At 71.6% G+C, this 24817-nt stretch carries 22 protein-coding genes; 18 read left to right on the plus strand and 4 right to left on the minus strand.

Annotated elements, in window-relative coordinates:
• The first annotated feature begins 12 nt into the window (after positions 1 to 12).
• The 14 genes from BX266_RS15250 (at position 13) to BX266_RS15310 (ending at position 12688) form a co-directional block, all read left to right on the plus strand.
• A complete protein-coding gene (locus BX266_RS15250) occupies positions 13 to 702 on the plus strand; it encodes a response regulator transcription factor (protein ID WP_099900214.1) in 690 nt (229 codons plus the stop codon).
• Positions 703 to 847: 145 nt separating this feature from the next.
• Positions 848 to 1765: a Rossmann-like and DUF2520 domain-containing protein gene (locus tag BX266_RS15255; protein WP_399169691.1), complete on the plus strand. Its 918-nt coding sequence runs from the start codon at positions 848 to 850 to the stop codon at positions 1763 to 1765.
• Entirely contained in the window at positions 1765 to 2670 is a 906-nt protein-coding gene (gene panC / locus BX266_RS15260) for a pantoate--beta-alanine ligase (protein ID WP_099900216.1), read from the plus strand. Before BX266_RS15255 ends, panC begins: the two co-directional genes overlap by 1 nt.
• 44 nt (positions 2671 to 2714) lie before the next feature.
• A complete protein-coding gene (gene panD, locus BX266_RS15265; RefSeq protein WP_099900218.1) occupies positions 2715 to 3164 on the plus strand; it encodes an aspartate 1-decarboxylase in 450 nt (149 codons plus the stop codon).
• 16 nt (positions 3165 to 3180) lie between these two features.
• Positions 3181 to 4794, plus strand: coding sequence for an L-aspartate oxidase (locus BX266_RS15270; RefSeq protein WP_099900220.1), 1614 nt, complete (start codon positions 3181 to 3183; stop codon positions 4792 to 4794).
• Positions 4795 to 4842: 48 nt separating this feature from the next.
• Entirely contained in the window at positions 4843 to 5814 is a 972-nt protein-coding gene (gene nadC, locus BX266_RS15275; RefSeq protein WP_099900222.1) for a carboxylating nicotinate-nucleotide diphosphorylase, read from the plus strand.
• A 23-nt stretch (positions 5815 to 5837) separates the two neighbouring features.
• Entirely contained in the window at positions 5838 to 6632 is a 795-nt protein-coding gene (locus BX266_RS15280) for a type III pantothenate kinase (protein ID WP_099900224.1), read from the plus strand.
• Between the two features lie 108 nt (positions 6633 to 6740).
• Positions 6741 to 7439, plus strand: coding sequence for a hypothetical protein (locus BX266_RS15285; RefSeq protein ID WP_099900226.1), 699 nt, complete (start codon positions 6741 to 6743; stop codon positions 7437 to 7439).
• Positions 7440 to 7614: 175 nt separating this feature from the next.
• Positions 7615 to 9327, plus strand: coding sequence for a hypothetical protein (locus tag BX266_RS15290; protein WP_099900228.1), 1713 nt, complete (start codon positions 7615 to 7617; stop codon positions 9325 to 9327).
• A gap of 124 nt (positions 9328 to 9451) precedes the next feature.
• Positions 9452 to 11032, plus strand: a complete 1581-nt coding sequence (gene lysX / locus BX266_RS15295; RefSeq protein ID WP_099900230.1) for a bifunctional lysylphosphatidylglycerol synthetase/lysine--tRNA ligase LysX — start codon at positions 9452 to 9454, stop codon at positions 11030 to 11032.
• 3 nt (positions 11033 to 11035) lie between these two features.
• Positions 11036 to 11188, plus strand: a complete 153-nt coding sequence (locus BX266_RS38620) for a hypothetical protein (RefSeq protein ID WP_180290497.1) — start codon at positions 11036 to 11038, stop codon at positions 11186 to 11188.
• A gap of 104 nt (positions 11189 to 11292) precedes the next feature.
• Positions 11293 to 11685, plus strand: a complete 393-nt coding sequence (locus BX266_RS15300) for a BlaI/MecI/CopY family transcriptional regulator (RefSeq protein ID WP_099900232.1) — start codon at positions 11293 to 11295, stop codon at positions 11683 to 11685.
• 11 nt (positions 11686 to 11696) lie between these two features.
• Entirely contained in the window at positions 11697 to 12224 is a 528-nt protein-coding gene (locus BX266_RS15305) for an amino-acid N-acetyltransferase (protein WP_099900234.1), read from the plus strand.
• 104 nt (positions 12225 to 12328) lie between these two features.
• Positions 12329 to 12688 (plus strand): Lsr2 family protein, encoded by a 360-nt coding sequence (locus BX266_RS15310; RefSeq protein ID WP_099900236.1) that lies wholly within the window; start codon positions 12329 to 12331, stop codon positions 12686 to 12688.
• A gap of 12 nt (positions 12689 to 12700) precedes the next feature.
• Here BX266_RS15310 and BX266_RS15315 read toward each other — a convergent pair whose 3' ends face one another.
• Positions 12701 to 13135: a hypothetical protein gene (locus tag BX266_RS15315; protein ID WP_099900238.1), complete on the minus strand. Its 435-nt coding sequence runs from the start codon at positions 13133 to 13135 to the stop codon at positions 12701 to 12703.
• A gap of 467 nt (positions 13136 to 13602) precedes the next feature.
• Here BX266_RS15315 and BX266_RS15320 point away from each other — a divergent pair, with 467 nt between their 5' ends.
• Both BX266_RS15320 and BX266_RS15325 read left to right on the plus strand, forming a co-directional pair.
• Positions 13603 to 16122, plus strand: a complete 2520-nt coding sequence (locus BX266_RS15320; RefSeq protein WP_099900240.1) for an ATP-dependent Clp protease ATP-binding subunit — start codon at positions 13603 to 13605, stop codon at positions 16120 to 16122.
• A gap of 439 nt (positions 16123 to 16561) precedes the next feature.
• On the plus strand, positions 16562 to 18835 hold the full coding sequence (locus tag BX266_RS15325) for an immune inhibitor A domain-containing protein (protein WP_099907904.1): 2274 nt from the start codon (positions 16562 to 16564) through the stop codon (positions 18833 to 18835).
• Positions 18836 to 18934: 99 nt separating this feature from the next.
• Here BX266_RS15325 and BX266_RS15330 read toward each other — a convergent pair whose 3' ends face one another.
• Positions 18935 to 20041, minus strand: coding sequence for a low specificity L-threonine aldolase (locus BX266_RS15330; RefSeq protein ID WP_099900241.1), 1107 nt, complete (start codon positions 20039 to 20041; stop codon positions 18935 to 18937).
• Positions 20042 to 20381: 340 nt separating this feature from the next.
• Here BX266_RS15330 and BX266_RS15335 point away from each other — a divergent pair, with 340 nt between their 5' ends.
• The gene (locus BX266_RS15335) at positions 20382 to 21383 is read left to right on the plus strand and encodes a M23 family metallopeptidase (RefSeq protein ID WP_143686933.1); all 1002 of its coding nucleotides are present in this window, start codon (positions 20382 to 20384) and stop codon (positions 21381 to 21383) included.
• Between the two features lie 39 nt (positions 21384 to 21422).
• On the opposite strand, the gene BX266_RS40860 is transcribed toward BX266_RS15335, so the two are convergent.
• Positions 21423 to 22034 carry a TetR/AcrR family transcriptional regulator gene (locus BX266_RS40860; RefSeq protein WP_099900245.1) on the minus strand — a complete coding sequence of 204 codons (612 nt, stop codon included), beginning with the start codon at positions 22032 to 22034 and terminating at the stop codon, positions 21423 to 21425.
• 214 nt (positions 22035 to 22248) lie between these two features.
• Between BX266_RS40860 and BX266_RS15345 the strand changes: the two genes are divergently transcribed.
• Positions 22249 to 23841: an MDR family MFS transporter gene (locus BX266_RS15345; RefSeq protein ID WP_099900247.1), complete on the plus strand. Its 1593-nt coding sequence runs from the start codon at positions 22249 to 22251 to the stop codon at positions 23839 to 23841.
• 67 nt (positions 23842 to 23908) lie between these two features.
• Here BX266_RS15345 and BX266_RS15350 read toward each other — a convergent pair whose 3' ends face one another.
• Positions 23909 to 24814 carry an A/G-specific adenine glycosylase gene (locus tag BX266_RS15350; RefSeq protein WP_099900249.1) on the minus strand — a complete coding sequence of 302 codons (906 nt, stop codon included), beginning with the start codon at positions 24812 to 24814 and terminating at the stop codon, positions 23909 to 23911.
• Positions 24815 to 24817: the final 3 nt, after the last annotated feature.

Below are 24817 nucleotides of genomic sequence, written 5' to 3' on the forward strand. Positions count from 1 at the left end.
GAGACCCGACCGATGCCGATCCGCGTGATGCTGGTCGACGACCAGGAACTGCTGCGCACCGGCTTCCGGATGGTCCTGCAGTCGCAGGGCGACATCGAGATCGCCGCCGAGGCCGGCGACGGCCAGCAGGCCGTCGACGTGCTCCGCACCGCCGAGGTCGACGTCATCCTGATGGACGTCCGGATGCCCCGCCTCGACGGCGTCCAGGCCACCCGCCGGATCTGCCTCGACGACCGCGGCACCCCGGTCGAGGGTGCGCCCAAGGTGCTCATCCTCACCACCTTCGACCTGGACGAGTACGCCTTCGCCGCGCTCAAGGCCGGCGCGTCCGGGTTCCTGCTCAAGGACGTGCCGCCCACCGAGCTGGTCGCCGCGATCCGCGCCGTGCACGGCGGCGACGCGGTGGTCGCCCCCACCACCACCCGCCGCATGATCGACCGCTTCGCCGAGGTCCTCCCCACCCCCTCCTCGGCGCCCGGCTCCGCGATCCTCGCGCCCCTCACCGAACGCGAACGCGAGGTCTTCCTCCTCGTCGCCCAGGGCCTCTCCAACGGCGAGATCGCCGCCCGCCTCACCCTCTCCGAAGCCACCGTCAAGACCCACGTCGGCCGCATCCTCGCCAAGCTCGGCCTCCGCGACCGCGTCCAGGCCGTCGTCCTCGCCTACGAGAACGGCCTCGTCCGCGCCGGCGAAACGCCCTGACCCCACCACGGCCGCTCTCCGCCGCCCGCCCGTCGCCGGCGGGCAACGGGTGGGCGGGTGGGTGGGCGGGCACGGAAGCAGCACCTCCGCACCCCGTACCATTGACCGGTACGTCTGGTACCCGTCGAGGACTGGAACGCGAAGAGTGCTGCACGACGACTTCGGAGACCCCTCCGACCCCGGAAACCGCCCCGCCCGGCTGACCGTCGGCGTGGTGGGCGCCGGCCGCGTGGGCCCCGCCCTGGGCGCGGCCCTGCAACTGGCGGGCCACCGCGTGGTGGCGGCCTCGGGCGTCTCCGCCACCTCCCGCCGCCGCGCCGAGGCCCTGCTGCCGGGCGTCCGCCTGGTGACGCCCCCTCAGGTGATGGCGGCGGCCGACCTGGTCCTGCTCACCGTGCCGGACGACGCGCTCCCGGACCTGGTGAGCGGCCTCGCGGCGACGGACGCCGTCCGCCCGGGCCAGCTGCTGGTCCACACCTCGGGCGCGCACGGCGTGGCCGTGCTGGAGCCCGCGACCCGCAAGGGCGCGCTGCCGCTGGCGCTGCACCCGGCGATGACGTTCACCGGCACGTCCGTGGACGTGGCCCGGCTGGCCGGCTGCCCGTTCGGGGTGACCGCCCCGGAGGAGCTGCGCCCGGTCGCCGAGGCGCTCGTCGTCGAGATGGGCGGCGAGCCCGCGTGGATCCCCGAGGAGGTCCGCCCGCTCTACCACACGGCGCTCGCGCACGGCGCGAACCACCTGGTCACGCTGGTCGCCCAGGCCATGGAGCTGCTCCGCACGGCCGGCGTCCAGGAGCCCGGCCAGATGCTCGGCCCGCTGCTCGGCGCGGCCCTGGACAACGCGCTGCGCTCCGGCGATCTGGCGCTGACCGGCCCGGTCGCCCGCGGCGACGTGGGGACGGTGCGCAAGCACCTGGGCCAACTCGCTACGGTGACCCCGGACATCGGCCAGGCCTACCGGGCGATGGCGAAGGCCACCGCGCAGCGGGCGGTGGCGAACGGCTCGCTGAAGCCCGAACCGGCGGCGGCGCTGCTGGACGTACTGAACGAGGAGAAGCACTGATGGCACGCGACAGGCGCCCGGCGAAGGCCCCGAAGGCGGCGAAGGTCCACAAGGCGGTGCTGACCCGCACCGTGGACGAGTTCGAGGCGGCGTTCTGGCCGGACGAGCAGCCGGTGGACAACGCCGTGGTGATGACCATGGGCGCGCTGCACGAGGGCCACGCGGCGCTGGTGCGGGAGGCCCGCCGCCAGGTCGGCAAGGACGGCCGGGTCGCGGTGACGGTCTTCGTGAACCCGCTGCAGTTCGGCGCGGGCGAGGACCTGGACCGCTACCCGCGCACCCTGGACGCGGACCTCGCGCTCGCCGAGGAGATGGGCGCGGACGTGGTGTTCGCCCCGTCCGTGGACGAGATGTACCCGAACGGCGAGCCGCTGGTACGGCTCTCGGCGGGCCCGATGGGCGAGGGTTTCGAGGGCGCGTCCCGCCCGGGTCACTTCGACGGCATGCTCACCGTGGTGGCGAAGCTGCTGCACATCACCGACCCGGACTTCGCGGTGTTCGGCGAGAAGGACGCGCAGCAGCTGGCGATCATCCGCCGGATGGTGGCCGACCTGGACTTCGACGTGGAGATCGTCGGCGTCCCGACCGTCCGCGAGGAGGACGGCCTGGCGCTGTCCTCCCGCAACAGCTTCCTGTCCGAGGCCGAGCGCGCCCAGGCACTCGCCCTGTCCCGCGCGCTGTTCGCCGGCCGGGACGCCGGCGCGCAGGGCCCCGCAGCCGTCCGCGCGGCGGCCGCCGCCGTGCTGGAGGGCGCGGACGGCATCTCCCTCGACTACCTCGCCCTGATCGATCCGCTGTCCTTCACCGAGGCGCCGGACGACTTCCGGGGCGAGGCGGTGCTCGCCGTCGCGGCCAAGGTCGGCTCGACCCGGCTGATCGACAACGTGGGCATCATCGTCCGATAGGCAGTTCAGCAGTCCCCAGGCATGCACTCAGAGAGGCGTGACCCATGTTCCGCACCATGCTCAAGTCCAAGATCCACCGCGCCACCGTCACCCAGGCCGACCTGCACTACGTCGGCTCGGTGACGGTCGACGAGGACCTGCTCGACGCCGCGGACCTGCTCCCCGGCGAGCTGGTCCACATCGTCGACATCAACAACGGCGCCCGGCTGGAGACCTACACCATCGCCGGGCCGCGCGGCTCCGGCGTCATAGGCATCAACGGCGCCGCGGCGCGCCTGGTCCACCCCGGCGACCTGGTGATCCTGATCGCCTACGGGCAGATGGACACCGCCGAGGCCAAGGCGTACCTCCCGAAGGTGGTGTTCGTCGACGGGGAGAACCGGATCACCGGCATGGGCGGGGACCCCGCGGACGCCCCCGAGGGCAGCGGACTGCTGCGCGGGGACGCCGCGTACCGTGGTGCGAACGGCGCGGCCGACGCCGCCGCGCACTGAAGGAGCAGCTGAACCCATGTCGCACCGCCTGACCGCCCCCGCCCCCGGCTGGACCACGAGCACCGACGTGGTCGTGGTCGGCTCCGGCGTGGCCGGACTCACCGTCGCGCTCAACGCCCGCAAGGCCGGCCTGCGGGCCATGCTGGTCACCAAGGCAGTGCTGGACGAGGGCTCCACCCGCTGGGCCCAGGGCGGCATCGCCGCCGCCCTCGGCGAGGGCGACACCCCCGAGCAGCACCTGCAGGACACCCTGGTCGCGGGCGCGGGCCTGTGCGACGAGGAGGCGGTGCGCACCCTGGTCACCGAGGGCCCGGACGCGGTGCGCCGGCTGATCGAGGTCGGCGCCGAGTTCGACCTCGACGAGGACGGCGAGATCGTGCTGACCCGCGAGGGCGGTCACCACCGCCGCCGGATCGCGCACGCCGGCGGCGACGCCACCGGGGCCGAGATCGAGCGCGCCCTGGTCGCCGCGGTCGAGGCCGATCCGGGCCTCGAACTGATCGAGCACGCCCTCGCGCTGGACCTGCTGACGGACGCCGACGGCCACGCCGCGGGCGTCACCCTGCACGTGATGGGCGAGGGCCAGCGGGACGGCGTCGGCGCGATCCTGGCCCGCGCCGTGGTGCTGGCCACCGGCGGCATGGGCCAGGTGTTCTCGGCCACCACCAATCCGGCGGTCTCCACCGGCGACGGCGTCGCGCTGGCCCTGCGGGCCGGCGCCGAGGTCACCGACCTGGAGTTCGTCCAGTTCCACCCGACGGTGCTGTTCCTGGGCGCGGACGCGCAGGGCCAGCAGCCGCTGGTCTCCGAGGCCGTCCGCGGCGAGGGCGCGCACCTGGTGGACGCGGACGGGGTGCGCTTCATGGTCGGCCAGCACGAGCTGGCCGAGCTGGCCCCGCGCGACATCGTGGCCAAGGCGATCATCCGCCGGATGCACGCCCAGGGCGCCCAGCACATGTACCTGGACGGGCGGCACTTCGGCGCCGAGATGTGGGAGCACCGCTTCCCGACCATCCTGGCCGCCTGCCGCGCGCACGGCATCGACCCGGTCACCGAGCCGATCCCGGTCGCCCCGGCCGCCCACCACGCCTCCGGCGGGGTCCGCACCGACCTGCACGGCCGCACCACCGTCCCGGGCCTGTACGCCTGCGGCGAGGTCGCCTGCACGGGCGTCCACGGCGCGAACCGGCTGGCCTCCAACTCCCTGCTGGAGGGCCTGGTGTTCGCCGAACGGATCGTCGCCGACCTGGCCGGGCTGGCCGCGGCCGGCCGGCTGCCCGCCCGCACCGTCACCTCCGACGCGGCCACCGCCGCGACCCCGGTGCCGCTGCTGGCCGCCGAGTCCCGCGAGGCGATCCAGCAGCTGATGTCCACCGGCGCGGGCGTGATCCGCTCCGCGGACTCGCTCACGGCCACCGCGAAGGGCCTGGCCGCCCTGACCGACCTGTCCCGCCCCGCCTCGCCCTCGGTCGAGACCTGGGAGGCCACCAACCTGCACCAGGTCGCCTCCGCCCTCACCGCCGCCGCCGCGCTCCGCGAGGAGACCCGCGGCTGCCACTGGCGCGAGGACTTTCCCGACCGCGACGACGCCCACTGGCACCGCCACGTGGTCCACCCGCTCGCGGTCTGACGCTGCGTCAGCCCCTCCCGTACCGCCGAAACCTGGAGCCCCGTCACCATGTCCCACTCCGAACTCCCCCTCCTGTCCGCCGAGTCCGACGGTTGCGGCGACGGCTGCGCGTGCGGTGAAGGCGAGGAGTACGAGACCGGGCTCGACCCGGCGCTCGCGGCCCTGCTGGAGGACGCCGGCCTGGACCCGGTGGAGGTGGAGGACGTGGCGATGATGGCCCTGTCCGAGGACCTCGCGGGCGGGGAGGACGTCACCTCGGTGGCGACCGTCCCGGCCGAGGCGGTGGCGACGGCGGACTTCACGGCGCGTCAGGCCGGCGTGGTGGCGGGCCTGCGGGTCGCCGAGGCGGTCGTCTCGCTGGTCTGCGAGGAGGAGTTCGAGGTCGAGCGGCACGTCGAGGACGGCGAGCGGGTCGAGGCTGGTCAGGTGCTGCTGTCCGTCCGCAGCCGCACCCGGGACCTGCTGACCGCCGAGCGCTCCGCGCTGAACCTGCTCTGCCGCCTGTCGGGCATCGCGACCGCGACCCGCGCCTGGGCGGACGCCCTGGCGGGCACCGGGGCCGTGGTCCGCGACACCCGCAAGACCACGCCGGGCCTGCGCGCGCTGGAGAAGTTCGCGGTGCGCGCGGGCGGCGGCGCCAACCACCGGATGTCGCTCTCCGACGCGGCGCTGGTGAAGGACAACCACGTGGTGGCCGCGGGCGGCGTCGCCGAGGCGTTCACCGCGGTCCGCGAGGCGTTCCCGGACCTCCCGATCGAGGTCGAGGTGGACACCGTCGAGCAGATCGCCCCGGTGCTGGCGGCCGGCGCGGACCTGATCCTGCTGGACAACTTCACCACCGCGCAGCTGCGCGAGGCGGTGGCGCTGGTGGCGGGCCGGGCGAAGCTGGAGGCTTCCGGCGGCCTGACCCTGGCCACGGCGCGCGAGGTCGCGGAGACTGGTGTCGACTACCTGGCCGTCGGGGCCCTGACGCACTCCTCGCCGATCCTGGACATCGGCCTGGACCTCCGCAGTTCCTGACCCTTCGAAGCAGAAAGCGCCCCATGCTCCTCACCATCGACGTCGGCAACACCCAGACCACGCTCGGCCTGTTCGACGGCGAGGAGATCGTCGAGCACTGGCGGATCTCCACCGACCCGCGCCGCACCGCCGACGAACTGGCGGTGCTGCTGCAGGGGCTGATGGGCGCTCACCCGATCGTCTCGGCGGACGACCGGGTGGCCGGCATCGCGATCTGCTCCTCGGTGCCGGCGGTGCTGCACGAGCTGCGCGAGGTGACCCGCCGGTACTACGGGGACGTGCCGGCGGTGATCGTGGAGCCCGGCGTGAAGACCGGGGTGCACGTGCTGATGGACAACCCGAAGGAGGTCGGCGCGGACCGGATCGTGAACGCGCTGGCCGCCAACCACCTGTACGGGGGCCCGTGCATCGTGGTCGACTTCGGGACGGCCACCACCTTCGACGCGATCAACGCGCGCGGCGACTACGTGGGCGGGGCGATCGCCCCCGGCATCGAGATCTCGGTCGAGGCGCTCGGCGCCCGGGGCGCCCAGCTCCGCAAGATCGAGCTGGCCCGCCCGCGGAACGTGATCGGCAAGAACACGGTCGAGGGCATGCAGTCGGGCATCCTGTACGGCTTCGCCGGGCAGGTCGACGGCCTGGTGAACCGGATGGCGAAGGAACTCGCCAAGGACCCGAACGACGTCCAGGTGATCGCCACCGGCGGCCTGGCCCCGATGGTGCTCGGCGAGGCCGACTCGATCGACGTGCACGAGCCGTGGCTGACCTTGATCGGCCTGCGGATGATCTTCGAGCGGAACCGTCCCGCCACGGCCTGACCCGCGCCGCCGGTCGACGCCTCATCAGATGCACCATCTCATAGGCCAATCGGGACAAACACGTCATCAATCGCCATAAGTCGGACGTACGCCACGTACTGTCGATCCATGCCAACGCCACACGGATCGCGCGGCGGCATGGCCTTCAGCGCCGATGAAGTCCGGGTGCTGCGCCGTGTCCTCGCCCAAGCCCTCTACCCGGCCGCCCCCGACCGGCTCCCGATGCCCACCGCCGACGAGCTGTGGGCCGAGGACGTCCAGGACGCGCTTCGCCTGACCGAGGCCATCGACGAAGCGGTGCAGGAGGGCGGCCGGCTGCGCGCCTTCCTGCTCGCCGACCTCGCCCGCTACCGCGCCGCGCTGCCCGGCAGCGCGGGCGGCTACCTGGAGCGCCTGGAGGAGGCCGTCGCCGACGGCTACCTGCCGACCGCCGAGGACCTGTCCGCGCTGCGCTCGCTGTCCCGCCAGCCGTGCGGCCAGCACGAGCACGCCCGCCGCTCCCGGCTCGCCGGGCGCTGCCACGCGCTCGCCGAGGCCGAGGTGCGCGAGCGCCTCTCGCTCGGCTCCGGGCAGCGCCACCTCGCGGCCGTGCCGAACCCGGCGTCCGAACCCCAGCCCGCCACCCCTGTTGGAGGACGGTTCCCCATGAGCGACCAGCAGCCCCAGCCCCCGGCCGACCGCCCCCGCCCGCGCCGGATGCCCACCCCCGCCGAACTCTTCGGCCGCCGCACCCGCCCGGCCCCCCACCCGGAACCCCCGTCCGACGAGGACCAGCACCCCGAACTCGCCACCGGCACCGACGGCTGACCGCCCGTCAAGAGGAGCCCCCTCCCTCGGAGGGGGCTCCTTAACGATTCGGCGAAGATGTGGGGTTGATACGAACGATCCTGCCCCGAACTGTCCGATTCCAGCCAATCCGGTGACCGGATCCAGCCCCTAGGGTCGGCTCGCACAGAACGTGCACACGAACCATGGGGGGATCATGCGCACCTCGCGCTCCCGTACGCTCGGGCTTGCCACCGCCCTGGCCGCCGTCACCCTCGGCGCTACCGCCCTGCCGGCGCACGCCGCGGACGCGGTCCACCTGGACGTCCCGTCCGCACTCTCGCTGCCGGCCGCGCCGGACAGCGGCGCCGCCACCGCCGTCCAACTGATCGTCAACGCCACCGGCACGACGTCCGGCGAGGGCGACCTCGTCATCACCTACGACGCGACCGGTCTGAGCGGAATCGCGACCTTCGTCCCCGACGGTTCCTGGGGTCAGAAGTGCACCGCGCAGGGGCAGGTGTACACCTGCACCGTCCACAACTACTGGAACCCGCAGCACCCCGACCTCCAGTACCAGTTCCAGCCCACGCTGACCGCGGTCAAGGGCGCGCCCCAGGGCCTCGCCGGCCACCTGACGATCTCCGAGTCGTGGAAGGGCGGCGCGCCCGTCTCCGCCGACGTCGCGGTGTACGCGGGCGGCCCCAAGCTGGAGTTCAAGGGCGGCCTCGACAACGTCACCGGCGTCAAGCCCGGCTCGACCGTCCAGCCGCCGCTGGAGGTCACCAACAACGGCACCCTGGAGAGCGGGCAGCTGGTGCTCGCCGCCGTGCTCTCCCCGGGGATGAACTTCCAGCAGCACTACGCCAACTGCTCGTACGGCACCAGCCGGGACAGCGCCCGGCCCTTCGGCGGCACCGCGGCGGCGATCTGCACCGTCAACACCTCGGTCAAGCCCGGCCAGACGGTCACCGTCGACCCGATGGCGCTCGGCCTCGACGCGGACGCGCTCTACACGGACGTGCAGTTCACCGTCTCGCCGAACGGGACCACCGGCTTCGAGTGGATGAGCCGCGGCTACGACTTCACGCCCGCGTCGGGCACCGGCGCCCGGCTCACCGTCGGCCTGCCGGAGAGCGCCGACGCCAAGCCCGGTCCGCCGAACGTGAGCCCGTACCCGCAGGACTCGGTGATCGTCCAGTACACCGCCGACAGCCACGCGGACTTCGCCGCCCACGGCGCCTGGGCGCCGACCGACGGCGGCAAGAAGGGCACCCTGACGGTCAGCGCGCACAACGGCGGCCCGGCCTCGGTCGGCTACCTGCGCAGCGGCGAGCCGATCGCCGCGGTGCTGGTCCAGCTGCCCGCCGGGGTCACCGTCGCCGGCGGCCTGCCGGCGGACTGCCGCCCGCTGACCGACAAGCCGGACGTGCTGGCCTGCAACACCGGGATGTGGGTGCCGAACGGCGGCGACGAGTCCTTCGCGCTGCCGCTCGCGGTCGCCGACCCGGCCGCCGGCGGCAAGGCGACGATCAGCCTGACCCCCGCCTGGGAGGCCTGGGAGAACAAGGTCCAGCCGCTGAACTTCGACAGCGAGAACGCCAACAACACCGTCTCGCTGGCGCTCGGCAGCGCGCCCGGCCACGCCGGTGGCACCCCGTCGACCGGCCCGAGCGACCAGCCGACCGGCGGCCGGTCCGGCACGCCGGCCTCCTCCGGGTCGCCGTCCGCCGGCGTCTCCCGCTCCGCCTCCGCCACGCCCGGCGCCACGGGGTCCACAACCCAGAACGCGTACGCGGGCTCCGGTCTGGCCTCCACCGGCGGCGGCCAGGGCACCGGCACCCTGCTCGGCCTGGGCATCGGCGCCGTCGTGCTGGGCGGCGGCGTGATCGCCGTCACCGCCCGCCGCCGGCGCGGCACGCACAGCTGACGCACCGTCCGGAGCCCCGGGCCGCCCGTACGGCGGCCCGGGGCTCCGGCCTGTCCGGGGGGGCGAGGCGCAGGACGCGATATCCCGTGGCGGAGCAGGGCGTGAGCCTCGATACCCTGGTGGGGTGAGCGATCAGAGCACTCTCCCCGCGACCGACGACCTTCCCGAGCAGATGCGCGTCCGGCGCGAGAAGCTGGACCGGCTCCGGGCGGCCGGCATCGACCCGTACCCGGTCGGTTTCCCCCGCACCACCAGCATCGCCGAGCTGCGCGACAAGCACCCCGACCTGGCGCCGGACACCGCGACCGGCGAGCGGGTCGGCGTCACCGGCCGGGTGGTGCTGGCCCGCACCGGCGGCAAGCTCTGCTTCGCCACGCTGCGCGACGGCTCCGGCGACCTCCAGGTGATGCTCTCCCTCGACAAGCTCGGCGAGGAGCGGCTGACCGCCTGGAAGACCGACATCGACCTCGGCGACCAGGTCGGCGTCGAGGGCGAGGTGATCACCTCCAAGCGCGGCGAGCTGAGCGTGATGGTCGACCGCTGGGAGCTCACCGCGAAGTGCCTGCGCCCGCTGCCGGACAAGCACAAGGGCCTGACCGACCCGGAGGCCCGGGTCCGCCAGCGCTACGTGGACCTGATCGTGAACCCCGAGGCGCGCGAGATGCTCCAGCTGCGCACCAAGGTGATCCGCTCGATCCGCCGCACCTACGAGGACCGCGGCTACCTCGAGGTCGAGACCCCGATGCTGCAGCCGATCCACGGCGGCGCCAACGCCCGCCCGTTCAAGACGCACATCAACGCGTACGACATCGAGCTGTACCTGCGCATCGCCACCGAGCTGTACCTCAAGCGCCTGGTGGTCGGCGGCGCCGAGAAGGTCTTCGAGATCAACCGGAACTTCCGCAACGAGGGCGCCGACGCGACCCACAACCCGGAGTTCACCGCCCTGGAGTCGTACGAGGCGTACGGCGACTACGACACCCAGGCCGAGCTGATCCGGGCGATCATCGTCAACGCCGCCCGGGACGCGCTGGGCACCACCGTGGTCCGCGGCCTCGGCCCGGACGGCGTGGAGCACGAGATCGACCTGGCCGAGCCGTGGCAGGAGGTCTCGGTCTACCCGGGCATCTCCGCGCACCTGGGCACCGAGGTCACCCCCGCCACCTCCGTGGAGGAGCTGCGGGCGCTGGCCAAGGAGCACGGCCTGGACGAGTACCTGGACCCGAACTGGGACCACGGCCAGATCGTCCTGGAGCTGATCGAGCGCCTGCTGGAGCACCACGCGATCAAGCCGACCTTCATCAAGGACTACCCGACCTCGGTCTCCCCGCTGACCCGCCGGCACCGCTCGATCGAGGGCGTGGCGGAGAAGTGGGACCTGGTGATCTTCGGCACCGAGATCGGCACCGCCTACTCCGAGCTGATCGACCCGGTCGAGCAGCGCGCCCGCCTCACCGCGCAGTCCCTGCTGGCGGCCGGCGGCGACGTCGAGGCGATGCAGCTGGACGAGGACTTCCTGCGCGCCCTGGAGTACGCGATGCCGCCCACCGGCGGCCTCGGCCTGGGCGTGGACCGCCTGATCATGCTGCTCACCGGCAAGAACATCCGCGAGACGGTGCTCTTCCCGCTGGTGAAGCCGGAGAAGGCCGCCAAGGGCGACAAGGCCGACGCGGCCGACACCGCCGACGAGAACACCGAGGAGTAGGCGATGGAGTACGTCAGCGCGATCGTCCCGCCGCTGGTCATGGCGATCGGTTTCGCCTTCCTGGTGCGGGCCATCATCCGCAGCCAGGGCGGTGCCCAGAAGGCCAAGGAGGACGCCGCGGCCGAGGCCATGGCGACGCGTTCCCCCGCCGAATAGCGCGTCCGCGACGGCGCGCCGCTCCCCCCTCCCGGGGAGCGGCGCGCCGTCGCGTTTGTCGTTTGCCGCCTTTTGTCCGCATCGGTCCTATCCTTGGCGGCACTATGGTGCGGCAACTCGGAGAACTCGAGAACGACATCATGACCCGGGTCTGGCAGTGGAACCGCCCGGTCACGGTTCGGGAGGTTCTGCACGATCTGCGGTCGGAACGCGAAATCGCGTACACCACCGTGATGACGGTGCTTGACAAGCTGTATCGAAAGGGCTGGGTGCGCCGGGAGCGCGCCGGCCGCGCATACCGTTATGAGCCGGTCTCCTCCCGCGAGGCGTACACCGCCGCGCTGATGAACGACGCCTGGGCGACGAGCGACAATCCCGCGGCCGCACTGGTGCACTTCTTCGGGATGATGTCGCCGGAACAGCGCGAGTGGCTGCGCGACGCACTGCGGGTCGCCGGCGTCGATACCGAGGAGACCCGGCCGCCCGCGGCACGATAACGTTCCCCGGCATGGAGGTCACCATCCGCCGTGCGCGGACCACTGACGTGCGCGCCGTCCGTCGGCTCATCGACGCGTACTCCCGGGACGGCATTCTGCTCGACAAGCCGACCGTCACACTGTTCGAATCCGTCCAGGAGTTCTGGGTCGCCGAACGCGACCAGGACGGCCGCGTGGTGGCCTGCGGCGCACTGCACGTGATGTGGGAAGACCTCGCCGAGGTGCGCACCCTCGCGGTCGATCCGGTGTGCAAGGGGCTCGGTATCGGCCACCTGCTGCTGGAGAAGCTGCTGGAGACCGCGCGCTGGCTCGGCGTCCGTCGGATTTTCTGCCTGACGTTCGAGGTGACGTTCTTCTCGAAACACGGCTTCGTGGAGATCGGCGAAAACGACGATCGTACGGCAGACCCGGCGGCCGTGGCCACAGAAGTCTATGAAGAACTCCTGCGCTCGTACGACGAAGGCGTCGCCGAGTTCCTCGACCTGGAGCGGGTGAAGCCGAACACGCTGGGCAACTCGCGCATGCTGCTGCACCTCTGAGACATGCCCGCGGACGCGACGGGCCACACAGGGGTTTGTGTTTTCCGGGAAAAGGCGCTTTCCTTTCTCTAGGCAATGGACCGTTATCGCGGAAAGGGAAGCCCGTGGCACAGAGGGTTCAGGTCATTCTGGAAGACGATCTCGACGGCGGATCCGCGGACGAGACGGTGACGTTCGCCCTCGACGGCGTGGCCTACGAGATCGACCTGAAGAGCGACAACGCGGAGAAGCTTCGCGGCCTGCTGGCCCCGTACGTCGAGAAGGGCCGCAAGCAGAGCGGCCGGCTGACCGCCCCGCGCCGCGGTGGCAACAGCAGCCGGGGCGCCGGCCGCGCCGCGGCCGCCGGCACGGCCGACACCGCCAAGATCCGCAACTGGGCGAAGGAGAACGGCCACCCGGTCAACGACCGCGGCCGCGTCCCGAGCAACGTGCGCGAGGCCTACGAGAAGGCCCACGCGTCCTGACCCCGTCGGGGGTCACCGCGCGGGCGGCAGGCCCAGCCGTTCCCGCGCGCAGGCGTCCGCCAGGGCGTCGAGCAGGCAGAGCAGGTCGGGCGAGCGCAGGTCCAGTGCGGGCCGTCGCGTGCCGGCCCGCAGCCAGTCGGCGGTCCGCGGTTCGGGCACCCGGGGGTCTCCCGGGTGCGCCGCGACCGCGTCGATGGGCAGCCGCAGTTCGGGACCCCAGCCGAGCCAGCCCAGCAGGTCGGGCACCGGCTCGGCGGTGCCGGGGGCGAGCAGGAACACGGCCCGGCCGCCGTGCCGCAGCACCGGCCCGGTGGTGCGGCCCAGCCGCTCCAGCCGGCCGAGCGCGGCCAGCGCGGGCCGCACCGGCGCGGTCATCCGGTCCGACCCGCGCCAGAACTCGGCGGTCGCACGGGGTGCGACCGCGTCGAGCGGCAGCGGGCGGGTCACGACCTGTGCAACGCTGGAGGGACCGACGCGGTCACGCGACCGCCACCGGGATGGCGGTACGTCACCTGCGGCCGACCTGATGATCCGTCACCCCGGGTGCCGGGTCGGCCGACTTCTCGCCAGGCGAACACACACCCCCGGGAAACCACGCGAAACCCGCCGCATTACCGGGTATGAATGCTGGTGGACGGGGTCGAAGGAGCCCGGCCGCAGCACTTCGCGGGGCCGGTCGACCGGTTCCACCGACCCGTGTTCGCCGTTGGCGTAGCGGTATCCGGTGCATCGGGCCCGCCGCTGGGAACACCGTCTCCCAGCATCAGGTTGGGAAAGGTGTCGGCTGGTCGCGCAGCATGTTGCTCCCGCTCCGTGGGAGTTCCGTAGCCGCGCTGCTGAGCGGGACTAGCATGCGGAAGGACAGGGCGGGGACGGCCCCCGAACTGACCGACCGCTCTGAGGAGCGATTAACGATGTTCGAGAGGTTCACCGACCGCGCGCGGCGGGTTGTCGTCCTGGCACAGGAAGAAGCCCGGATGCTCAACCACAACTACATCGGCACCGAGCACATCCTCCTGGGCCTGATCCACGAGGGCGAGGGTGTCGCCGCAAAGGCGCTGGAGAGCCTCGGCATCTCGCTCGAGGCGGTCCGCCAGCAGGTCGAGGAGATCATCGGCCAGGGCCAGCAGGCCCCGTCCGGTCACATCCCCTTCACCCCCCGGGCGAAGAAGGTGCTGGAGCTGTCGCTCCGCGAGGCCCTTCAGCTCGGCCACAACTACATCGGCACCGAGCACATCCTGCTCGGCCTGATCCGCGAGGGCGAGGGCGTCGCCGCCCAGGTCCTGGTGAAGCTGGGCGCCGACCTGAACCGGGTGCGCCAGCAGGTGATCCAGCTGCTGTCCGGCTACCAGACCGGCAGCGGCAAGGAGTCGGCCACGGCCGGCGGCCCCGCCGAGGGCACCCCGTCCACCTCGCTGGTCCTCGACCAGTTCGGCCGGAACCTCACCCAGGCCGCCCGCGAGGCCAAGCTCGACCCGGTGATCGGGCGCGAGAAGGAGATCGAGCGGGTCATGCAGGTGCTGTCCCGCCGCACCAAGAACAACCCGGTGCTGATCGGCGAGCCCGGCGTCGGCAAGACCGCGGTCGTCGAGGGCCTGGCCCAGGCGATCGTCAAGGGCGAGGTCCCGGAGACGCTGAAGGACAAGCAGCTCTACACGCTGGACCTCGGCGCCCTGGTGGCCGGCTCGCGCTACCGCGGTGACTTCGAGGAGCGCCTGAAGAAGGTGCTCAAGGAGATCCGCACCCGCGGCGACATCATCCTGTTCATCGACGAGCTGCACACCCTGGTCGGCGCGGGCGCCGCCGAGGGCGCGATCGACGCCGCCTCCATCCTGAAGCCGATGCTGGCCCGCGGTGAGCTGCAGACCATCGGCGCCACCACGCTGGACGAGTACCGCAAGCACCTGGAGAAGGACGCCGCGCTGGAGCGCCGCTTCCAGCCGATCCAGGTCGCCGAGCCCTCGCTCCCGCACACCATCGAGATCCTGAAGGGCCTGCGCGACCGGTACGAGGCGCACCACCGGGTCTCGATCACCGACGCCGCCCTGGTCGCCGCCGCCACCCTGGCCGACCGGTACATCTCGGACCGCTTCCTGCCGGACAAGGCGATCGACCTGATCGACGAGGCCGGTTCCCGGATGCGCATCCGCCGGATGACCGCGCCGCCGGACCTGCGCGAGTTCGACGAGAAGATCGCCGAGGTGCGCCGGGAGAAGGAGTCCGCGATCGACGCGCAGGACTTCGAGAAGGCCGCGTCGCTGCGCGACAACGAGAAGCAGCTGCTCCAGGCGAAGGCCAAGCGGGAGAAGGAGTGGAAGGCCGGCGACATGGACGTCGTGGCCGAGGTGGACGAGGAGCTCATCGCCGAGGTCCTGGCCACCGCCACCGGCATCCCGGTCTTCAAGCTGACCGAGGAGGAGTCCTCGCGCCTGCTGCGCATGGAGGACGAGCTGCACAAGCGGGTCATCGGCCAGGAGGACGCCATCAAGGCGCTGTCCCAGGCGATCCGCCGCACCCGCGCCGGTCTGAAGGACCCGAAGCGCCCCGGTGGCTCGTTCATCTTCGCCGGCCCCTCGGGCGTCGGTAAGACCGAGCTGTCCAAGACCCTGGCGGAGTTCCTGTTCGGGGACGAGGACGCGCTGATCGCGCTCGACATGTCCGAGTTCTCCGAGAAGCACACCGTCTCGCGGCTGTTCGGCTCCCCGCCCGGATACGTCGGCTACGAGGAGGGCGGCCAGCTCACCGAGAAGGTGCGCCGCAAGCCGTTCTCGGTCGTCCTCTTCGACGAGGTCGAGAAGGCCCACCCGGACATCTTCAACTCGCTGCTGCAGATCCTGGAGGACGGTCGCCTGACCGACTCCCAGGGCCGGGTCGTGGACTTCAAGAACACGGTCATCATCATGACCACCAACCTCGGCACCCGGGACATCTCCAAGGGCTTCAACCTGGGCTTCGCGGCCACGGGCGACGTCCAGGCCGGCTACGAGCGGATGAAGGCGAAGGTCGGCGAGGAGCTCAAGCAGCACTTCCGCCCCGAGTTCCTGAACCGCGTCGACGACATCGTGGTCTTCCACCAGCTGTCCGAGGCGAACATCATCGAGATCGTCGACCTGATGATCGCCCGGGTCGACCAGCGGATGAAGGACCGCGACATGGGCATCGAGCTCAGCGCGGAGGCGAAGAGCCTGCTGGCGAAGCGCGGTTACGACCCGATCCTGGGCGCCCGTCCGCTGCGCCGCACGATCCAGCGGGAGATCGAGGACCACCTGTCCGAGAAGATCCTGTTCGGTGAGCTGCGCTCCGGCCACATCGTGGTGGTCGGCGTGGAGGGCGAGGGCAAGGAAGCCAAGTTCACCTTCCGCGGCGAGGAGAAGACCCCGGTGGCGGACACGCCGGCGGCGGTCTCGGCGACCGGTCCGGATCTGACGAAGTAATAGCGCCGCAAAGCGCGTCGCAAGCCGCCGCCCCCGACCTGATCAGGCCGGGGGCGGCGGCTTTTTCGCGTCCCGCTTTTCAGTTGAAAAACTGTTTAGGTTTCCGTGTGGTGTGAATCCGGGGGCGCGGGATGCCGAACGGGTGAGCTCCGGCGTGGTGCGGGTGCGACCGACCCGGCAGCGACAGGCCGGAAAGGTAGATTGACAGTCCGTCAGATGATCTGAGTTGCCGGAGCATAGCGGCGTGACCATGCCATGGTCAAGGTCTTTCTTTTTTACCGGACCTTGGGTCAAATGTCGTCCACCTGTCTTGCATTGGTTCACCGGTTCGGGCCATCAGCCGCGCCGGTTAGGGGAGGACGTCACCACGTTGAAGATAACCAAGAGGGCTCTCGCGGCTTCCGCCGCCATCGCGGTGACCGCCGCGCTGGGCGCCGGCATGCTGCCGGGAACGGCCACCGCCGCTCCTGTGACCCCGGTCGTCAAGGACCCGGCCGACGCTGCGCAGAACGACAGCGTTCCCCGCGAGCTGCAGAGCCCGCTGGCCGAGAAGCAGCAGGCCGAGCAGAAGGCTGCGATAGAGCAGCTGGTCAACGGCACCGCCAAGGTCGAGAAGCACGGCAGTGGCTCCTCGGTGAAGCTGGGCCGCGACAAGTACGTCGAACTGTCCCGTGAGCGCACCGACAAGATCTTCACCATCCTCGTCGACTTCGGCGACCAGGTGGACAACACCACCACCACCGCCGACGGCAAGGTGAAGTACGGCGGCGAGCCCGGCCCGGCGAACAACCAGATCGCCGCTCCGGACCGCGCCACCAACAACTCGACGGCCTGGCAGGCGGACTACAACCAGCAGCACTACCAGGACCTGTACTTCTCCCCGAACAAGCCCTCGCTGAAGACCTACTACGAGCGCCAGTCCTCGGGTCGGTACTCGGTCGACGGCCTGGTCACCGACTGGGTGAAGGTGCCGTGGAACGAGGCCCGTTACGGCTCGGACTACTGCGGCCAGCACGTCTGCGCCAACGCGCAGGACCTGATCCGCGACGGCATCAACGCCTGGGTCGCCGACCAGAAGGCCAAGGGCCGCACCGACGCCCAGATCAAGGCCGACCTGGCGCAGTACGACCAGTGGGACCGTTACGACTACAACGGCAACGGCAACTTCAACGAGCCGGACGGCTACCTGGACCACTTCCAGATCGTCCACGCCGGTGAGGACCAGTCGGCCGGCGGCGGCGTGCAGGGCACCAACGCCCTGTGGGCGCACCGCTCCTACGCGTACGCCAACCAGGCCGGCAAGACCGGCCCGGACAACAACAAGCTCGGCGGCACCCAGATCGGCGTCACCGGTCTGTGGGTCGGCGACTACACCATGCAGCCGGAGAACGGCGGCCTGGGCGTGTTCGCGCACGAGTACGGCCACGACCTCGGTCTGCCGGACCTGTACGACACCTCCGGCACCGGCATCGACAACTCGGTCGGCTTCTGGTCGATCATGTCCTCCGGTTCCTGGCTGGGCGAGGGCAAGAACGAGATCGGCGACATGCCGAACGACCTCGACATCTGGTCGAAGCTGAAGCTGGGCTGGCTGGACTACGACACCGCCAAGGCGGGTCAGTCCTCGCTGCACCTGCTCGGCCCGGTCGAGTACAACAACAAGCGCAAGCAGGGTCTGCTCATCGACCTGCCCAAGAAGACCGTCACCACCGAGATCAACACCCCGTTCGCGGGCGCCAACGAGTGGTGGAGCGGCAGCAACGACGACCTGAACGTCTCGCTGACCCGCGACGTCGACCTGACCGGCAAGACCTCGGCCACGCTGACCGCGAAGGCCTGGTACGAGCTGGAGACGGACTACGACTACGCGTACGCCGAGGTCTCCACCGACGGCGGCGCGAACTGGACGGCGCTGGCCGGCACCTTCAACGGCACCGCGCTTCCGGACAACGCCATCAACGGCACCTCGAACGGCGCGTGGGGCGACCTGTCCTTCTCGCTGAACGCCTACGCCGGCAAGGCCGTCAAGGTCCGCTTCCACAACACCACCGACGGCGGCGTCCACTACAAGGGCCTGGCCCTGGACGACATCGCGGTGACCGCGGACGGCGCGGCGCTGTTCACCGACGGCGCCGAGAACGGCGACAACGGCTGGACCGCCGCCGGGTTCTCCCGGATCACCGGCAAGTTCTCCAAGGACTACGACCAGCACTACCTGGTCGAGAACCGCCAGTACATCAGCTACGACTCGACGCTGAAGACCGGCCCGTACCTGTTCGGTTCGGCCGCCAAGCCGAACTGGGTGGAGCACTACGCCAACCAGAACGGCATCCTGATCTGGCTGTGGGACTCCTCGCAGACGGACAACAACGTGGCGAACCACCCGGGCCAGGGTCTGATCCTCCCGATCGACTCCCACCCGGACACGCTGAAGTGGTCCGACGGCACCCTGATGCGTCCGCGCCTGCAGGGCTACGACTCCACCTTCGGCTTCGACCGGACCGACGGCCTGCAGGTCCACAAGGCCGACGTGCTCACCAAGGTTCCGAGCTCCCGCGGGGTGACGGTCTTCAACGACCACACCACCAAGTACTGGAACGCGGACAACCCGTACAGCAGCGTGCAGGTGCCCGACACCAAGACCCAGATCCAGGTGCTGTGGCAGTCGCACAACGAGCTGGAGGCCCTGGTCTACGTCAAGCCCGTGAAGTGACGCAGACCCGGTAGTGGCAACAGCGAGGGCCCCGGCGGTTTCCGAACCGCCGGGGCCCTTCGCGTTCCTGCCGCCCCGTCGGGCCGCCCTGACGCCGGGTCAGAGCAGGGCCAGGAAGCCCTCCATGGCCTCGGTGACCTCCTTGGGGCTCCACTCCAGGGCGTGGGCCTGGACGGTCACCTCGGTCATCGACAGGCCCGGCAGCGGGCCCGGCTCCCACCAGCCGCCGAACAGCGAGACGCCCTGCTCCTCGGCCTGCCGGTGGCCGGCCTCGTTCAGCCGCTCGGCGGGGTGCGGCAGCCAGAGCTGGAACTGGTGGGTGTGCGGCGGCTCCGGGTTCACCCGGGCGCCGGGGGCCTCGGCCAGCGCCGCGGCGACCTGCTTGGCGTGCGCCACGTACGAGGGCAGCCGGGGCAGCTCGCGGTCCAGGCCGGCCAGCGCGGACAGCGCGGCGGGCCACTGCTGCCAGAGCTTGCCGCCGTAGCGGTGCCGCCAGACCTTGATCCGGCGGACGTACTCCACCTCGCCGGCCACCACGGCGCCGCTGTGGCCGCCCAGCGACTTGTAGAAGGAGACGTACACCGAGCCGGCCCGGGCGCAGACCTCCGGCAGCGGGCGGCCCAGGTGCGAGGTGGACTCCCAGAGCCGGGCGCCGTCCAGGTGGACCGGGCGGCCCTGCTCGGCGGCCAGGTCGTAGAGCGTGGTCAGCTCCTCCCAGCTGGGCAGCAGGAAGCCGGCGTCGCGCAGCGGGAGCTCCAGCATCAGCACGTCGTACGGCTCGTCCAGGGCGGCCAGTTCGGCGGCTGTGGGCTGGCGCGGGTCGGCGGTCTGCGGGACGGTGCGCAGCCCGGACAGCACCTGGTGGGCGCGGCGCTCGTGGACCTCGGGGTGGGCGAGCGGGTGCATGGCCACCACCGGGCCGTGGGTGTCGGCCCAGCCCTTGAGGGCGGCCTGCTGGGCCATCGTGCCGGTGGGGAAGTAGGCCGCGTCGGGCTTGCCGAGCAGGTCGGCGACCCGGCGCTCCAGGGTGCGGACGATGCCGTCGCCGTACTTGTCGGTGGGCTCGTCCAGCGGGTGGGGGCCGTCGGCGAGCGCGGCGAGGTCGGCCAGTGCTTCGCGGACGGTCTGGGGGCGGAGACCGGACAGCAGGCGGTCGGCCTGGCGGCGCGCGGTGAACCGGCGGTCCGGAACAGGGGTGTCGTTCATCAGCTGATCATCTCCGACGGTTGGGTGGATCGGATGGTGCAGCTGGCTCGAAAGCCGGTTGTACCCGGGCTGGTTCGGGACCAAACCGGCCGTCCGCCGGTGGCGATGGTCACAGGCCGTTCGGGAAGTACGACCCACGATAGGAGGTTTCGTGGGCAAACAGCCGGTTTGTCCGATGCCTCGGGGGGACCTTCCGCCTGCCATCCGCACTACCGGCCGTCGTAGGTCACACTCTTGGGCCTTCGCATCCGGGTCGTTTACACCGGAGTCGTTGCACCAGTTCGGCGAGCCACTGCGGCTCGGCCCCGCGCTGGCCCCGTCCGTGAGGTTCCGACTCCCGATGCGTTCCATCCCCGCCACCGGCCGCCGGCTTCTCCAGTCGATCAGCTCCAGCCACGCCCGCTCGGTGCTGTCCGCCGACGTGCTGGCCCCGGTCCGCCGTTCCCCCGCCAAGGCGATGGCCTCCGGCGCCGCCGTGGTCGCCCTCGGCGCGCTGCTGATCCCCGGCGGCCACGCCGCCGCGCAGACCGTGCACCCGACCACGCCGGGCGTCTCCGCGTTCACCGCCGAGGGCTTCGTCCTGCAGAAGGCCGACGTCCAGCTGGGCGCCCCGGTCTCCTACCAGAGCGAGCAGACCGAGGCCGCCAAGGCCGTGGTCGCCGCCAACCTGACCGGCGCGCAGCAGGCCGACCGGCCGCAGCAGGACGAGGCCGCCTCGCGCGGCGAGCAGCGCACCGAACTGCCGGCCGCCGAGCAGGCCGCCCCCGCCGCCGAGCAGGCCGCCCCCGCCGCCGGGCAGCCGGCCGAGCAGGCCGCCGCCCCGGCGCAGCAGGCCCCGGCGCAGGCCGCCGAGCAGCCGGCCCCCGCGGCCGAGCAGCCCGCCCCGGCACCCGCTCCCGCTCCCGCCCCGGCACCCGCGCCGGCGCCTGCGCCTGACTGGTCCTCCCCCGTCCCGGGCGCGACGATCAGCAACCCGTACCACAAGACCAACGCCGCGTACGCGGCCGGCTACCACACCGGCACCGACTTCGCGGTCTCGGTCGGCACCCCGGTGGTCGCGGTCGGCGACTCCACCGTGGTCTCGGCCGGCTGGGCCGGCGCCTACGGCAACCAGATCGTGCTGAAGCTCGCCGACGGCCGGTTCGCCCAGTACGCGCACCTGTCCCAGCTGGGCGTGAAGGCCGGGCAGCACGTCGAGGCCGGCGACCAGGTCGGCAAGTCCGGCAACACCGGCAACTCGCACGGCCCGCACCTGCACTTCGAGATCCGCACCGCCAATCAGTACGCGAAGGTGATCGACCCGGTCGGCTACCTGAAGGGCCACGGCGCGAACAACTTCTGATCCGCCGCCGCACCCCGCGAACCCCGAGCCGTCCGCTGCCTACCGCGCGGACGGCTCGATGCGTGCGGCGACCTCCAGCGCGACCTCCAGGGCGGCCTCCATCGCGTCCTGCACCGTGACGCCGGGGCCGGCGATCGACTCCTGGCCGGGCTCGCACAGGTCGGCCTTGAGCAGGAACATCGCCGAGTGCATGGAGGTCAGCGCCACCGTGGCGCGCAGCTTGTCGCGGAAGGTCGGCTCCGGCCCGTGCAGCAGGGTGATCATCCGGATCATCCGGTCCTTGAACGCCAGCCCGGCCGCGGACTCCCGCAGCGCGGGCTGGTTCTCGTGGAAGAACCGCAGCAGCGGGGCCCGCTCGCCCATCCCGGCGGCGAACCGGCGCAGCAGTTCGTCCCGCAGCTCGGGCGACCAGGGCTTGCCCTCGCCCCAGGCGATGGCGTCGTCGAGCGGGGCGGCCATCTTCTCCACGATGCCGCGGACGATGTCGTCCTTGGTCTTGAAGTGGTAGTACAGGGCGGCCTTGGTGACGCCGAGGCGGTCGGCGATCTCCCGTAGCGAGGTCTTCTCGTAGCCGTGCTCGGCGAACAACTCCAGGGCCACGTCGATGATCCGCGCTCTGGTGTCGCTGCGGGGGCTCTGGGTGGTGGTCATCGCTGGCGGCCTGCCTCGTGAAGCGGGAGCGGGACTGGTGTCAAGGTCCGGTTCTGCTGGCATTCTCCCTGCCCAGAGGGGCTGCCTCGAAACTGGCTTGACGACCGGCTGGGGAACAACCTACCGTGCCGGACGGCGATTCACTAGCCGGTCGTCAAGTAAGTACCGCCGCGGAAGCAGCTCCGCGGCACTCGCGCCCCGGGAGAGACGCACCATGACAACCCAGCAGTCCGAGGCGGCTCCGGAGGAGCCATCCGTCGATCTCGGGAAGCAGACCGACGAGTTCGTGCAGCGCCCGCAGCGCGAGATCCGCCTGGTGATGGTCGGCCTGGTGATCACCATGCTGCTCGCCATGCTCGACAACCTGATCGTGGGCACCGCGATGCCGACCATCGTCGGCGAGCTGCACGGATCCGAGCACATGTCCTGGGTGGTCACGGCCTACACCCTGGCCACCGCCGCCTCCACCCCGATCTGGGGCAAGGTCGGCGACCTGTACGGCCGCAAGGGCTCCTTCCTGGTGTCGATCGCGATCTTCCTGCTCGGCTCGGCGCTGTCCGGCCTGTCGCAGACCATGACCCAGCTGATCGCCTTCCGCGCCGTTCAGGGCCTGGGCGCCGGCGGCCTGATGGTCGGCGTGATGTCGATCATGGGCGCGCTGGTGCTGCCCCGCGACCGCGGCAAGTACCAGGGCATGTTCGCCGCCGTCATGGCGCTGGCCACCGTCGGCGGCCCGCTGATCGGCGGCTTCATCACCGACCACCTGAGCTGGCGCTGGACGTTCTACGTCAACCTGCCGCTCGGCGCGATCGCGCTGGTCTTCGTCGTCGTGGTGCTGAAGCTCCCCAAGATCCGCTCCAACGCGAAGATCGACTACTTCGGCTCGGCGCTGCTCACCATCGGCATCGTCTCGATGGTCCTGATCACCACCTGGGGCGGCCACGAGTACGCCTGGGGCTCCAAGCAGATCCTCGGCCTGGGCGCGCTGGGCGTCGCCTCGCTGATCGGCTTCTGCTACGTCGAGCAGCGGGTCGCCGAGCCGGTCATCCCGCTCAGCCTGTTCCGCAACCGCAACTTCACCATGGTCTCGATCATCGGCTTCATCGTCGGTTTCGCGATGTTCGGCGCGGTCACCTTCCTGCCCACCTACCAGCAGATCGTGCAGGGCGCCTCGGCGACCAACTCCGGCCTGCTGCTGATGCCGATGATGTTCGGCATGCTGGTGATCTCGCTGGTGGTCGGCCAGGCCATCACCAAGACCGGCAAGTACCGGATCTACCCGATCATCGGCACCGCGGTGATGGCCGGCGGCTCGCTGCTGCTGTCCACCCTGTCCGTGGACACCACCAGCTTCGCCTCCTCCTGCTACATGGTGGTGCTCGGCGCCGGCATGGGCTTCCTGATGCAGGTGACCATGCTGGTCGCGCAGAACAGCGTGGAGATGAAGGACATGGGCGTCGCCTCGTCCTCCGCCACCCTGTTCCGCACCATCGGCGGCTCCTTCGGCGTGGCCCTGTTCGGCACGCTGTACGTCAACCGCCTCACCGACACCCTGGAGGCCGCCGGGATGCACGGCGGCCAGTCCACCGCCTCGATGACCCCGGCCTCGCTGAAGGGCCTCCAGCCCGAGCAGCTGTCGGTGATCCAGCACGGCATCTCCAACGGCATGCACACCGTCTTCCTGTGGGGCACGGTGATCAGCCTGATCGCCGTCGCCGCCTCGCTGTTCCTGCGCGAGGTCGCCCTGCGCGGCGGCCCGGCCGCCGCCGAGGCCAAGGCGGACGCCGCCCTGGAGGGCGCGGTCTGACGACCGCTCAGCCCTGAACGCACGACGGCCCGGGACCACTGGTCCCGGGCCGTCGTGCGTCCGGTCGCTACTGCGGCAGCCGGTAGGTGCCCGGCCCGACCGGCTCCACCAGCCCGTCGGCGACCAGCCCGTCCAGCGCCCGGGCGCGCTGCACCGCGTCCGGCCACACCACGTCCAACTGGCCCTGGGAGACCAGCCCGTGGGCGTCCCGCAGCACCGCCAGCAGCTTGCCGCGGACCTGCCGGTCGGTGCCCTCGTAGGTCTGGCCGCGGCGCGCCGGGCCCTGGTGCGGCGGGCAGCCGGCCAGCTGCCAGGCGCACTGGGCGCGCAGCGGGCAGGCGCCGCACTCGGGGCCGCGGGCGGTGCAGACCAGGGCCCCCAGCTCCATCACGGCGACCGCCCAGGTGGCGGCCCGCTCGTCGGTGGCGGGCAGCAGCTCGGCGGCGGTGCGGCGCTCGGCCGCGGTGGTGGCGTTCGCCGGGTACTCGACGCCGGTGACCGCGCGGGCGAACACCCGGCGGACGTTGGTGTCCAGCACCGCGTGCCGCTGCCGGAACGCGAAGGAGGCGACCGCCGCCGCGGTGTACTCCCCCACCCCGGGCAGCGCCAGCAGCGCCGCGTGCTCGTCCGGGACGACGCCGCCGTGCTGCTCGGTGATCGCGGTGGCGGCGGCGTGCAGCCGCAGCGCGCGGCGCGGGTAGCCGAGCCGGCCCCACATCCGGACCGCCTCGCCGGGCGCGTCCGCGGCCAGCGCGGCGGGCGTGGGCCAGCGCTCCAGCCAGGCGGCGTAGGCGGGCAGCACCCGCTTCACGGGGGTCTGCTGGAGCATGAACTCGCTGACCATCACCGCCCAGGGCGAGGCGTCCGGAGTCCGCCAGGGCAGGTCGCGGGCGTTGGCCTCGTACCAGCCGATGACGGTGGAGTGCAGCGCCCGGAGGGCGGCGGGAGCGGGAGTCGAAGCAGTGGCAACCATGGC

This window comes from Streptomyces sp. TLI_171 (assembly GCF_003610255.1).
In the GTDB taxonomy this organism is placed as follows: Bacteria; Actinomycetota; Actinomycetes; order Streptomycetales; family Streptomycetaceae; genus Kitasatospora.